Source organism: Paenisporosarcina sp. (assembly GCF_057785155.1).
This window is the reverse complement of sequence record NZ_JBYNRN010000001.1, coordinates 35,214-48,010: the sequence shown is the minus strand read 5'-3', so window position 1 is coordinate 48,010 and position 12,797 is coordinate 35,214. Positions and strand designations below refer to the sequence as shown.

Annotated in this window: 12 protein-coding genes and 1 pseudogene; 9 read left to right on the top strand and 4 right to left on the bottom strand. The window is 36.4% G+C overall.

Features of this window, described 5'->3' with window-relative positions:
• Positions 1–408 precede the first annotated feature (408 nt).
• Entirely contained in the window at positions 409–1,317 is a 909-nt protein-coding gene (locus AC3EA5_RS00270) for an N-acetylmuramoyl-L-alanine amidase (RefSeq protein ID WP_488606563.1), read from the bottom strand.
• Between the two features lie 1,233 nt (positions 1,318–2,550).
• On the opposite strand from AC3EA5_RS00270, the gene AC3EA5_RS00265 reads away from it, so the two are divergent.
• Positions 2,551–2,973: an SRPBCC family protein gene (locus AC3EA5_RS00265; protein WP_488606562.1), complete on the top strand. Its 423-nt coding sequence runs from the start codon at positions 2,551–2,553 to the stop codon at positions 2,971–2,973.
• Positions 2,974–3,175: 202 nt separating this feature from the next.
• Here the strand turns inward: AC3EA5_RS00265 and AC3EA5_RS00260 are convergent.
• Positions 3,176–3,454: pseudogene (locus AC3EA5_RS00260) on the bottom strand (hypothetical protein); the annotation flags it as partial.
• Between the two features lie 10 nt (positions 3,455–3,464).
• Positions 3,465–3,854: an SHOCT-like domain-containing protein gene (locus AC3EA5_RS00255; protein ID WP_488606561.1), complete on the bottom strand. Its 390-nt coding sequence runs from the start codon at positions 3,852–3,854 to the stop codon at positions 3,465–3,467.
• Positions 3,855–4,178: 324 nt separating this feature from the next.
• Between AC3EA5_RS00255 and AC3EA5_RS00250 the strand changes: the two genes are divergently transcribed.
• The 7 genes from AC3EA5_RS00250 (at position 4,179) to AC3EA5_RS00220 (ending at position 8,752) form a co-directional block, all read left to right on the top strand.
• Positions 4,179–4,712, top strand: a complete 534-nt coding sequence (locus AC3EA5_RS00250; RefSeq protein WP_488606560.1) for a sigma-70 family RNA polymerase sigma factor — start codon at positions 4,179–4,181, stop codon at positions 4,710–4,712.
• A complete protein-coding gene (locus tag AC3EA5_RS00245; RefSeq protein WP_488606559.1) occupies positions 4,696–5,868 on the top strand; it encodes a hypothetical protein in 1,173 nt (390 codons plus the stop codon). The genes AC3EA5_RS00250 and AC3EA5_RS00245 overlap by 17 nt, the downstream gene beginning before the upstream one ends.
• A 256-nt stretch (positions 5,869–6,124) precedes the next feature.
• The gene (locus AC3EA5_RS00240; protein WP_488606558.1) at positions 6,125–6,565 is read left to right on the top strand and encodes a MarR family winged helix-turn-helix transcriptional regulator; all 441 of its coding nucleotides are present in this window, start codon (positions 6,125–6,127) and stop codon (positions 6,563–6,565) included.
• A 41-nt stretch (positions 6,566–6,606) separates the two neighbouring features.
• Positions 6,607–7,242, top strand: coding sequence for a nitroreductase family protein (locus AC3EA5_RS00235; protein ID WP_488606557.1), 636 nt, complete (start codon positions 6,607–6,609; stop codon positions 7,240–7,242).
• A 19-nt stretch (positions 7,243–7,261) separates the two neighbouring features.
• Positions 7,262–7,534, top strand: coding sequence for a putative quinol monooxygenase (locus AC3EA5_RS00230; protein ID WP_488606556.1), 273 nt, complete (start codon positions 7,262–7,264; stop codon positions 7,532–7,534).
• Between the two features lie 236 nt (positions 7,535–7,770).
• Positions 7,771–8,319, top strand: coding sequence for a DUF6155 family protein (locus tag AC3EA5_RS00225; protein WP_488606555.1), 549 nt, complete (start codon positions 7,771–7,773; stop codon positions 8,317–8,319).
• A gap of 298 nt (positions 8,320–8,617) precedes the next feature.
• Positions 8,618–8,752 (top strand): hypothetical protein, encoded by a 135-nt coding sequence (locus AC3EA5_RS00220; protein WP_488606554.1) that lies wholly within the window; start codon positions 8,618–8,620, stop codon positions 8,750–8,752.
• Positions 8,753–9,366: 614 nt separating this feature from the next.
• Here the strand turns inward: AC3EA5_RS00220 and AC3EA5_RS00215 are convergent.
• A complete protein-coding gene (locus tag AC3EA5_RS00215; protein ID WP_488606553.1) occupies positions 9,367–9,993 on the bottom strand; it encodes a 5'-methylthioadenosine/S-adenosylhomocysteine nucleosidase family protein in 627 nt (208 codons plus the stop codon).
• A gap of 473 nt (positions 9,994–10,466) precedes the next feature.
• Between AC3EA5_RS00215 and helD the strand changes: the two genes are divergently transcribed.
• The gene (gene helD, locus AC3EA5_RS00210) at positions 10,467–12,770 is read left to right on the top strand and encodes an RNA polymerase recycling motor HelD (RefSeq protein WP_488606552.1); all 2,304 of its coding nucleotides are present in this window, start codon (positions 10,467–10,469) and stop codon (positions 12,768–12,770) included.
• Positions 12,771–12,797: the final 27 nt, after the last annotated feature.

The window sequence follows — 12,797 nt, the reverse complement described above, 5'->3', positions numbered from 1 at the left end:
GCGATAAGCAAGATGGTTTCGCCGACGATAAAGTACACCACACTTCCACTGTTAACTTGTTTATCGCCAGTCCGTTCAGTCGGAACTTTTGCCTGACTTTGTTCGCCGCGATTTTATTTGTCGTAGACTTGTCATGGCATATCCGATGATGCCGAGTACAGCCGTTCCCCAACCTAACATGGATAATAATTTCTCTCCACCCGACAAACCGAATGTCCATATGCCAATGCCGGCAAGCAGTAACATGACGGCATTCTTTTTGTCGTTCTCGAAAGTTGAATGCCGGAGAGTCTGGAAATGGTGAATGTCCCGTTGCTCCAATGTACTGAAAAAACGGCATGGCTGCTATGAGTCTATCAACAAAAGAAATCAGAAATGGCTTTTCCAATACCATCAAACGTAAATGATTCAAGATTCATGAATATATACAGGATACCCAAAACTCTTCAGTTCTTTTGCTAATCGCTCAGCATTTTCTTTGTCATTGAAGACTCCTACTTGAACTGTATATAATGTTCCTTTTGGTGGTGTTGGTTTAGGTTTTACTGCGTTCTCCAACTTAGCTTTAGTAGTCGGTCCGTAAAAACCATCTACAAGTAGTCCATTTAAAGTTTGGAATGCCTTTACTGCGTTTTCGGTCAAAGGTCCAAAATTCGAATCTGCAACCAACTTATAACCTACTTTAATCAAGTTCTCTTGTAGTTGTCTTACATCTTTCCCGGTATCTCCTATACTTAAATAGTCTTTTTCTGTTACTTTCAATTTTAACCCAAAGTATTGAACTAACCCTGCTGCTATCGCTTCTCCATGAGCCTTGAGTTTAGAGTTATCGCGCAATACATTAATGTCGATATATGAATCCATAAAGCCCCCCTCAATCAAGATGGCCGGCATAGATGTTTCTCGTAAAACATGGAAGTTTTGCTTTTTCACCCCTCGGTCTTGTAGTCCAACTGCCTTTACGACTAAAGCATGTATAACCTCGGCAATCTTTTCGGACTTCACTTGTGAATGATTATGCGTATATGTTTCTACTCCTGTCCACGGCCCCCAAGTACCCGTGTTTGCATTGTGGTGGCATGCGATATAGACGTCTCCATTAAATGCATTTGCTTTGTTTGTACGAATATTTAACGATATGTCCGTTTTCCCCGTCGGATCATCAACTCGCAAAATTTCAACATTCTCGTATTTTCGAAGTTTATCGATTGCTGCAAGTACAACTTTATTGTTGAAACTCCATTCTCTTTCCCCATCCGGTGTTCGTTTACCAGGTGTACTTAATCCATGTCCTGCGTCTAATACTATTTTAACCATTCTATTTTCACCCCATTTCTATTTGTCTTTAGTGGAGCTGCAAATGAGAAACTAGTTTTGCTTCCACATCTATAAGTTATTCAGCGGACTCTATTAAACTTGAGTAATTTTTGGGAGAATCTATTGTACGAAACAGTGAAAGATAGGATGACACAACAAACACTGAAGGATTGGTGGTGGAAATTAAAAAATTTATAAATCTTTTCTGAAAAATTGTCCTAGCAAATATACACTCTGACAAAGAAATGTAGATTTCTCGTACTTCTCGTTTCCTATCAATACAATCCTTGACTTTTAATAGTTATGTAATTCGGCGAGACCGTAGAAATTAATCGATTTTTACTGATGCCATTAGTTGATATGTGCATACCTGTTTGAATTTTATAACTTTCATATTCTTTACAACCTTAATCCCACTGAATAAAGTTTGTTATATGACATATCCTAATTTTTATTCAGGAAAATATGACAAATCAACAAAATACCGATCAACAAGGAAACTAAATTTCCAAAAGTGTTAAGGATACGGCTGGAGCAGCACATTGGAAAAGACTGAATTTGCTACTATGAATACAGTGGGTAAAACTGCAAATATGGTGAAAGGTCCAACTAATGTGGCCAAAAAGAATACTGTCAATTCTCCTGGCAATACGAATACAAGCAATCGATTACAAAATTAGCAGTAATAATGCAGCCGCGAATTAATCGTTGGGTGCTTTATATATCTGTAGGATCAGTTAACGAGTACTTTATTACATTTTTTCCAACAGGTTTTTGAAGACGGTGGATATCACCGTTTCAATAACATTTCAACGTTGATACGGTCCATTACTTCAGCTACTGGGTGGGACTCCGGAACTGGATTTGCTATCAATAAAGTCTGTGGAATTAGAAGCTGAAACAAGATTGGTTTAATAAGAGCATTACAACACAATCAGAAATTAGCACATCCATTTCACAAAATCGAAACTCATTTTAAAAAAGCGATCAGCCTACGAAAAATAATTCAGAACAAACATCAGTTGCATAAGAAATTTTAAGAATCCATCAATGAAGTTGATGTTGGATTCTTTTTTGAATTAAAATAGCTCCCTAGGGCAGAAACAAACACGAATGTTTAAACTTTCATGATGATTGTTTAATTTCCGTGGGCATTTTTAAGAAGGAATAAGGGATAGAAATAGCGAATCTAAAGTGAGTAGCTTAGAAAAATTAGAAAAAGGAGTCGAAAAAATGGAGACGAATCATCCGGTAATAACGGTTGAAGCAATTGTGCATGCGCCAGTTGAAAAAGTATGGGAATATTGGACCGTGCCGGGTCATATAACGAAGTGGAGTAATGCCTCTGATGATTGGCATACGCCATACGCTGAAAATGATTTAAAAGTCGGTGGGAAATTTGTTACTAGAATGGAAGCGAAAGATGGCAGTTTTGGTTTTGATTTTGGCGGCACTTATGATGAAGTACGTGTCCAGGAGTTCATTTCTTATACATTAGAAGATGGAAGAAAAGTTGAAATCACATTTATCTCCCATGGGAACGACACGAAGGTAATTGAAGTTTTTGATCCTGAAACGACTAATCCGGTTGAAATGCAGCAAGAAGGATGGCAGGCGATTTTAGAAAACTTTAAAAAATATGCGGCGCAACAGTAATTTAACTTGACAGGTACATGTGCCAAATACAATTTCTATTACATTTTTAACCCCGTCCTATATTTAGAACGGGGTTAAGCTTGATTGATCTTTTAAAATTACATAACTTTATGTCTATTACAGTTTTCTTGGTTGTGTAGCGAGATATTCGGCAATTTCTTTGAAATGCTAACCAATGGTCAGTGTATTCAACAAAAAAATATAGTCTAACCTTAACCTCAGTACCGTCCTTTGCATTGACATCTACAAGTACGATTCCCTTATGATTCTTCAGTTCTTTGACGATAGGAGTGAGCTTTTTTTTGTCTAGTAATGGGAAGGTGAAGTCAAGTTCTCTTCTTTCGAAGTGGTGTTTTGTCCATTTGTTTGCATGTAGCTGAAAAAAATTTGAAGACAGAATTGAAATAACAATGCTTAAAATCGCATATGGAATTGGGATGGTAAACCGAACGTCTTTTGCTTTCACTTTTACATGCATCATAAGCAAATCACTAATCAGTGATGATTGAAACGGTATCCCCGTTTGCCGATTTAATATCAACAATTTGACCATCTAATTCGTTTTCGATGGCTTCAATAATGAGGTTTATGTCTACATCTTTAATGTATTTTTCCGATTGAGGAATGCTCGTTGCGATACTGTGTCCAGCCATTAGTACGACCTTGACAAGTTTAATTGGCAAATTGATCGTGACGTTTTCATTTTCGGCTGAAACAACACGAACTTTTAATGTTTTATCAAAATATTTCGTTGGGTTTTCAAAAAGCTTCCTACCTGTTTCTTGTTTCTCCTTTAATATTTGAATCAGTTCGGATCCCTTATCTGCGTCAATCTTCCCCTCTTGTACCATTGTTAACACTCTTGAAATTTCCTCTTTCATATAGAAAATCCCTCCCTATTCTTCTTTTAAGACCGTTCTGCCAATATATTAATCCTTGGTTTTGGGTTTCGTAATATTCCCTCAGATTTTTACTCGCGTCTTAATAGTAAATTGTAAATAGCTCAATCCATCCTGTACGATTGAGAGCTATTTTTTATTGGAATAAAGAATGGGAGTGAAAAAGTCCGTTTTTAGTAAAGAAAAAAGCAAATGTGTATTAGAAATGTGTTTAAATATGTGTTTAAACAATAGCTTTTATTTTCGTGAAAATGAAACCAAAATCTATTTTGCTTTGTCTAACGGTTAATGAAAGGAGGGGGAAGTTTGAGTAAGCTTGAAAGAGACCGGTTGCTAACGGAAGCAATGGTTCGATATGGAGATTATTTAATTCGTCTCGCTTATGCTTTAGTAAAGGATAAGACACGAGCTGAAGATATTGTGCAAGAAGCCTTTATTCGCTATTACATAACTCTTGAGAATTTTGAGAATCGCTCTAGTGTCAAAACATACTTATATCGGATAACAGTGAATGAGTGTCATAACTATTTTAGAAGTTGGGCGTATCGCAAAACGGAAATTTCTAATTTTGTTAGTACATTAACCGTTCACAAACAAACGCCAGAAGATGAAATGTTGCTACAGGAAAATAATATAAATGTAGCACAGATGGTTGAGAACTTGCCCCTAAAATATAAAGAAGTAGTGTGGTTGCATTACTTTGCGGAGCTGTCGGTAAATGAAATTGGAGTTGTGTTGAACTGTTCAGCAAATACCGTGAAAACAAGATTGGCAAGAGGAAGAAAAATTGCACGCTTATCTTTAAGTGAGGAGGACATCGAACATGCGAGAGAATATTAGACGCCAATTAGATCAATCCATACCAGAAAAAGTCAGCTTAACAAACGATCGAAAGAACAAAATTTTAAACGAAGCAAGTTATCGTTTGGAGAACAAAAAATTCTCGCGTCCAAGACTGTTTAAACCCTTACTTGTTAGCGTAGCAATCGCTGGATTATCATTGTTTTTAAGTTTTCCTTACGTACAACAGTGGTCAGAAGATAGAGCGTTTCAGCAATCGAATAAGAATTCCCTAGTCGATGTAACCATTCCCGACGTGGAATATCCATCATTAATTCGAGCCAAATATGTTGGTGCTACAAATGAATTGGTATACACAGACAACAATGGTATTTATTCTTATTCGATTGATTCAGAAACGAAAAGAGCGCTTGTTGAACCAAAAAAAGGAGCGGGATTATTCGAATTTGCCGTAAATGAAAATTGGCTCGCGTGGGAAGAGAATAAGAATAGTTCATCAAAAATGTATGTCTTAGACCGAACGACTAACGAAATCAAAGAATACTCGGATGAGAATGTAGGAGATTATCATCTTGATGGAGATATCCTGACCTTCAAATCATTTGGCAAAGAAGATCTAAATCCTACATATCAAAGGTTTGATTTACCGTCATTTGAAGAAACAAAAATATATGAATTAATAGGTGATGGTGCTAATAGCAGAGCTTCAATTAGTGAAGGAACGATGGCCATACCCGAACGATTGAAAACGGAAAATGGAAATCGAACAGAATTCTATTTATATGATTTGCATGAAAAAGTTTCAAGAGGTAAATATGCAGTACCTTTTGAAAATGCTCGACTTGTCACATTTACAGACGGTAAGATTTACTCCCAGCTAACGAATGAAGTGGATAGTGAGTCGGTCTTAGCTTACATTGATTTAAAGGATGGGAGATTATATGAATTAGAAGCACCTCCTTTTGGTGATTATGCCGTATATAAAAACTACGTGGCATTAAGTGTCCAATGGAAAGATTCCAATACAGTCAAACTATTTAAAATCTCAGGCAATACGTTAGTTGAATTGCCAACCTTTAATCAAATTAAGGAAAGGCTTGTCAGACCAAGGTTTACTGACGAGGGGGTCCTGATAGTTAACGGAGAAAGTGATCAATTCACCATGTATCTGCAGGATGTAAATCAATTAAAATGATAAGCTAAAACCTGTCCAAGTTGTTGTAATAGATGGTTAAGTTTGGACAATTTGCATTCAAATGAATTAGAAGTTGGACTTGTCCATTATTGATAAAAGAAATGATCCTCCGTATGGTTGGGTCATTTCTTTTTGTCTTATAAATCAGGTGAAATAAATTCCTCGATCCAATCAGTTGATTTTTGTGGGTAGAAGATATATATTAATTGACGGGTCAATGATTGACCTATCAATTACCGGTGGGAGGTAGTTTTAAATGGTCAACTCATGTTCTGAAGAAGGAAAAATTGTTTATAGATTATACGAGATTAGTAAGCAGACGAGTGCAAAGTTTGAGCGTTGTACAGGAATTAGCCAATCACGACTAGATTTATTGAACAAACTGCTTGAAGTGGATGAAATCAGTCAGACAGAATTGCAAAAAGAAGTAAACATTGATCATGCAGCGGTTACGAGACACTTAAAGCAACTAGAAGAAAAGGCTATGGTGACCCGTCGTAAAAATCCAGCAGATAATCGCTTTACGTTTGTTCGTCTAACTGACGAGGGACGTGAAAGAATCATTGCATATCAAGATGAGAAGCAACAATTCATTAAAAAATTATTAACGGGATTTAATGCCGAAGAACGTTCTATTCTTTTAAGTATGCTCACACGTATACAGGAGAATGTCACCAATATTGATCCAAACCAATGATGCAATGTATCAAATTCATGTATGTAAAAAGGAGAATGGAAATGAACAATACACTTATTAACAACTTTGATGAAATCGTAACAGGACGTCGTTCGATTCGAAGTTATGATCCATCAGTAAAAATCAGCAGACAAGAAATGACTGAGATTTTATCAAAAGCAACGCTTGCCCCTTCATCTGTTAACCTCCAACCTTGGCGCTTTGTCGTAATCGACAGCCCAGAAGGCAAAGCAACTTTGGCTCCCCTTGCCAAGTTTAATCAAAATCAAGTGAAAACCTCTGCCGCAATGATTGCTGTATTTGCCGATATGAACAGCATCGACTATGCCGATGACATTTATGGAAAAGCTGTGGAACTAGGACATATGCCTGCTGAAGTCCGTGACACACAACTACCGGCAATCAAAGGCATGGTGTCTGCTATGTCAGTTGAACAATTGAAAGAAATGAACTTAATTGATGCCGGTTTAGTTTCTATGCAATTGATGTTGGCAGCCCGTGCTCACGGTTACGATACAAATCCAATCGGTGGTTATGAAAAAGACCAAATCGCAGAAGCCTTTGGGATGGATAAAGAGAGATATTATCCAGTAATGCTTATTTCAATCGGAAAAGCTGCAGATAAAGGCTATCAATCTGTCCGCCTACCAGTAGAAGCAATCACGGAATGGAAATAAGAAAAGAGGAATCATTTTAATGATAATCATTCACGCTGAATTTAAGATTCAAGAAGATAAAGAACAAGCATTTTTAGAAGAAATCCGCCCATTGCTCACAGCTTCGAAAGATGAGAATGGGAACATTGCTTATGATTTAATGAAGAGTACAGAAAATAATTGTGCTTACACTATGGTAGAAGTGTGGCAGGATTTGATGGCTGTCGAGAGTCACAACAAGAGTGAACACTATACTTCTTTTGTTAATAATGCGCCACAATTTCTAGCAGCACCATTAGATGTGAAACTTTAAGAAGGTACCGAATTAGTAAAATAGATCTGAAAATCAGGTGCTTTTCCAAGAAACAAAATTAAATACACTAATTTTTAGAATCCAGCAGACTACTCGTTGCTGGATTCTTTATTTGCTTAAGATTGATGGTAACTCACATGAAAATACCGATTTCTTTATTACGAAGTGAGTGATTTATTGACTTAGATAATGATATAATTCAATCGAATTTAATTGAATATCAATATTTGAGGAAGGTGAAGTCCTTGGTAAAGCTTAAGGTTAGTGAACTAAAGCAACTCTTAAAAGCGTATGATCAGAAAGAATTAATTCAGCTCGTATCTGAGATTTACAAATTAAACACTGAGGTTCAACAATATGTGTCAATTAAGTTCATGGGTGAGGAATCCATAAATTTTGCTTATGAAAAAGCCAGAAAGGAAATTAAGGATGAATTTTTCCCTAGTAGAGGACATGGAAGCTTGCGTTTAGTGAAAGCTAAAAAAGCGATTAGTGATTTCAAAAAATTAACAAGTGATGAAGATAAAACCCTTGATTTAAAACTTTATTACGTAGAAATGGGTAGTAAGTTTACAAATACTTATGGTGATATTGATAGTAGATTCTATAACAGCATGATCACGATGTTTAGGGATGTTGTAGAAGCTTGTGACAAAGATGAACACGTTTTTACCAAGTATAATGAGAGGTTGTTTGAAGTTGTAAACGAAAGTGAAGGAATTGGATGGGGATATAGTGAATGCTTAAATGACTACTATTACTCAATCGAATGGTTGAATAGTTAAGTGGTAGATTCTATTGTGCACAGGTGAGTAATGCCGGTCTCTTCAAATCAAGAATTACTCAGTTAGTTAACTGGTAAGAATCAGATACCTTTGCAAGAAGCAAATCAAAATAAATACTCAATTATTTAAAAATCCATTAGAATCCAGCAGACTACCCGTTGCTGGATTCTTTATTTGCTTAAAGTTGTATCAATGTTTAATTCTCAATTTCTAAATAATGTCTTAACACCTCATTTACACCCTCTTCATAATCATCTTCTACACTAAAGATGTAAGCTCAAATACAAGGAGGTCCTACATGAGTCAAACACGTTTGAATAAGAAACCCCTACCCATCGCAATCCTTTCGTTTTTAGTGATCAGTGGAGTAGCTGGAACCCTTGCTGTATACCCCTTACATAAACGGCAACGAATTCCTCTAAAAGCTAGATAAGTGAAAATAAAAAATTGCGGTATAAAGGAGAATCATTAACGTGGAAATTCAACGGAGACCTAGGAAAAGAATTACTTTTATCCGAGTTTTAGACTTCTTAAGTAAGTCCACTCAAAGTGCCGAAGCAAAAAGAATTTCTCAATTAAATTCATCACATACTCTTTGGAATTAGCTATAAAAATTTGTAGCGGATCGGTGAGGTGAAAGTTTTGGGTACTATTCGACTTGTATGTCTTACAAACGCCAACATGATCAAAAAATTTGGTGTGACCACTTCAGTAATAACATTCTATTTATTGTCTCTTTAATTATAATTCTCGGAAACCCATGTGCTTATAAAATAATTTACTGTATATCTTCATGTTGGAAATCAAAAAACAGAGGTAAGTTTACTTTTTTGGTAAAGCATTAAAATATAAAATTACAATAAAAAAACACCCGTTTTTAAAACAACGGGTTCTCTTTTGGAGTTCAAAAAATAAATATAGAGAATCGCATATAAATTAGCAAACGAAAAAGCACTGCAAACGCAGTGCTTTTAGCATTTTTATTGATTGCAATTGGACAGAGCTTCATTCTTTGTAATCGCACTATTCTACTTCAATAACATTTTTTTAAATAAATCTTTTTAGATATTCGCCAAATATTTTGTTCATAACTTTGGGGGTGTTTTCTAAATAAACATTAATTTGTTCAATGTTCGATTCGAATTTATCAGAGTTTCTTTCATCTGTTGGAAAATCAGATATCCCTTTAATAATAATGCATTCAACATCATTCTTCTTACAGATATAAGCAATTGCACCCGCTTCTGTATCGGCTATTGTTATTTCGTTTTCTATAAGTTCTAAATAGTCCTTCCACATAACTACGGCTTTATCAGCGGTGCCAATTGTTCCAGTATAAAAATCATTTCCATATTTGGACAAATCAATCTCTACTATGAAGGATTGTTTAATAAGAGGCTCTACTTCTTTTACTGTGCAATCATATTGAATGGCTTTATCGGGCACAATAATATCTAAATTACTGAACTTATCATCTATTCCTGCACAAGTTCCAGCAACGATTACTTTAGTTAGATTAAATTTAGAAATCATATACTGATTACCACCAACACCATTTACTTTTCTTACACCTGTACTATAAAAAACAAGTTCGGTATCATCAATTGTTCTTATGAAATACTCGCCATAAGGATAACCAAAGCGTTCATTATCTTGTATGCCGAAATATGCCAATGACGCTTCATATTCCCACTTTGTTGCTATGCTTATTCCTAATCTAATTATGTATTTGATTTAGCGTCGTCGATTCTTTTCCGCCAAATTTGGTAAGTCTTTTAACAAGTGAATACGCATACCAATCGCAACGAGACAATTATTAATTTTATCGTGCTAATCGTTATGCGAATTAGGGTGCAAATTCAAACATAAACATCTAATAAACATAGATATAGCAACAAAAAAGCAAGCTAATTCATATCCGAACTAGCTTGCTTTGTGTATTATTTTTTCTGTTTTCTAGTGTATGTAAAGAGAGTTAGAAAATGAAAAGCATAAAAAACATGTCCAATACATTGAAAAAATTGTGGACATATGGTAAATTTATATAGTTATACGTATAAAATAAAAAAGGTTATTGTATCCCTATTTTAAATTGTACAGCAAAGTTTTCCGTTTGTCAAATCCATCAATTTTAGGAGTGATTTTTAATGGATTCAGAATTTCAAAAGGAACAAAAACGTGTGGGATGTGTAATTGAGACAATAACGGAGGGAATTAAAAAGTTAGAGGAAGAAAATTCTCAGCGTCGAAACGAACTGGTTACGATACGTAAACATTTTTGGGATGATGTGAAGGTGAATGTTGATAGCTTCGATGATTATCTTGAAACCATCATCGGTTTAAGACAAGAGGCTCAAGTTCTATCAGTAAGCCAAAGCACCGTTAGACAGGTAGCCAAAAAATTATCCGAGCTTCGACGTATGCAAGAGGCACCTTACTTTGCCCGAATCGATTTTATTGAAGAAGGGGATTCCACTCCGGAACAAATATATATTGGAATTTCTACACTAACCGATGCTAGTGGCGAGGAATTTCTTGTATATGACTGGAGGGCACCGGTCTCAAGTGTTTACTATGAGTATCAAACAGGGCCCGCCAAGTATGTAACGCCTGGTGGTGAAATTAAAGGTAACTTGGAGAAAAAAGGGCAATACCTTATCCGTGGCGGTGTTCTAGAGTCTATGTTCGATACGAGTCTCACCATTGGGGATGAGATTTTACAACAGGTGCTAGGAAAAGGAACAGACAAACATATGCACAATATCGTTGCTACTATTCAACAGGAGCAAAACAGAATCATCCGTCATGATCGAGGGAGACTGCTCATTGTGCACGGGGCAGCTGGTAGTGGGAAAACATCGGCCGCCTTGCAGCGGATTGCTTTTTTACTTTACAAATATCGAGAAATGATAAGTGCCGATCAGATTATTCTATTTTCACCTAACTCAATGTTTAACAGTTATGTGTCCAATGTACTCCCTGAACTGGGAGAAGAGAACATGCAACAAGTCACTTTCCAAGAATATTTAAATCATCGGCTAAGTAAAGAGTTTCAAGTAGAAAATCCTTATGATCAATTGGAATATGTGTTAACTGCTAAGGGTACTACTTCCTACAAATCAAGGGTTGCGAGCATTCGATTCAAAGCATCTCCTACTTTTTTCGAAGCGATCCAATCCTATAGAAAGTCTTTAGAGTTATCTGGCATGTTATTCAAGGACTTAAACTTCAGAGGAAAACCGATTGTTACTGCTCAACAAATAGCAGAAAGATTTTATAGTTACGACACAACACTCCGCTTCCATAATCGATTGGAAAAGTTAAAGGATTGGCTAATTAAGAAGTTAAATGAAACGAAAAAGACTGAAATGGAAAAACCATGGGTACTCGAAAAAATGGAGCTCTTGAGTAATGATGAGTACCGTAAAGCTCAAATCTACTTTGCGAAAAAACGTGGCTTAAGAGGAGAATCGATGACCGATTATGAGCTTCAGTCTGAAGATCTTGCTCAATTGATTATCCAACAAAAATTGAAGCCTTTACGTAAACGAGTCCAAACATTTGGTTTCATCGACATAAGGGGGATATATAAGCAGCTTTTTATTGAACCATCACAAATCAAACGTTGGATAAATGGTGAACCACCTGAAGAGTGGGCGGAGATTTGTCGTGCGACACTGGAAATGCTAAACGGAGGGAAACTTTCTTACGAAGATGCTACTCCGTTCCTCCTTATAAAAGAGCTTATTCAAGGTTTTCAAACAAACTCATCCATCAAGCACGTCCTTGTTGACGAGGCGCAGGATTATTCACCGTTCCAATTCGAGTTCCTTAAGCGTTTATTTCCAAGGGCTAGAATGACTGTACTAGGTGATTTCAACCAGGCGATTTTCGCACATGCAAGTGAAATGAATGATTTTAACACACTTATGAGTCTATACGGACAAGATGAAACGGAAGTCATAAACATGACACGGAGTTACCGATCTACAAAACCGATTATCGAATTTACAAGCAAACTAGTACCTAATGGAGACCGGATTATCCCCTTTGAGCGAGATGGGGAGCGACCTGAGCTAACACAAGTGCTCGATCACACAGAGCTGAATCGCAGAATTGTATCTAAGGTCGAAACATTGCGAAGTCTTCGTTATAATAGCATCGCCATCATATGTAAATCATTTGAAGAGAGCAAGAGTGCATACGAAGGGTTGTCAATTATCGACGATATTAAGCTATTGAAGAAAGGCTCAGATGAATACGAACAAGGCGTTGTCGTCATCCCATCCTATTTGTCCAAAGGCATTGAATTCGACGCGGTCATCATATATGATGCATCCAAGGATGTATACGGAGATGAGAGCCTTCGCAGAGTTCTCTATACGGCTTGCACTAGAGCGATGCATTCATTGCAAATTTACAGTGTTGGTGAACCAACCCCGTTATTATAAATCTCATTGTGGAAAGATTACCAATCA

Coding starts and splice junctions, on each gene's coding strand:
- AC3EA5_RS00270 (WP_488606563.1), bottom strand. CDS start 1,317: ATGGTTAAAATAGTATTAGACGCAGGACATGGATTAAGTACACCTGGT.
- AC3EA5_RS00265 (WP_488606562.1), top strand. CDS start 2,551: ATGGAGACGAATCATCCGGTAATAACGGTTGAAGCAATTGTGCATGCG.
- AC3EA5_RS00255 (WP_488606561.1), bottom strand. CDS start 3,854: ATGAAAGAGGAAATTTCAAGAGTGTTAACAATGGTACAAGAGGGGAAG.
- AC3EA5_RS00245 (WP_488606559.1), top strand. CDS start 4,696: ATGCGAGAGAATATTAGACGCCAATTAGATCAATCCATACCAGAAAAA.
- AC3EA5_RS00240 (WP_488606558.1), top strand. CDS start 6,125: ATGGTCAACTCATGTTCTGAAGAAGGAAAAATTGTTTATAGATTATAC.
- AC3EA5_RS00235 (WP_488606557.1), top strand. CDS start 6,607: ATGAACAATACACTTATTAACAACTTTGATGAAATCGTAACAGGACGT.
- AC3EA5_RS00230 (WP_488606556.1), top strand. CDS start 7,262: ATGATAATCATTCACGCTGAATTTAAGATTCAAGAAGATAAAGAACAA.
- AC3EA5_RS00220 (WP_488606554.1), top strand. CDS start 8,618: ATGAGTCAAACACGTTTGAATAAGAAACCCCTACCCATCGCAATCCTT.
- helD (WP_488606552.1), top strand. CDS start 10,467: ATGGATTCAGAATTTCAAAAGGAACAAAAACGTGTGGGATGTGTAATT.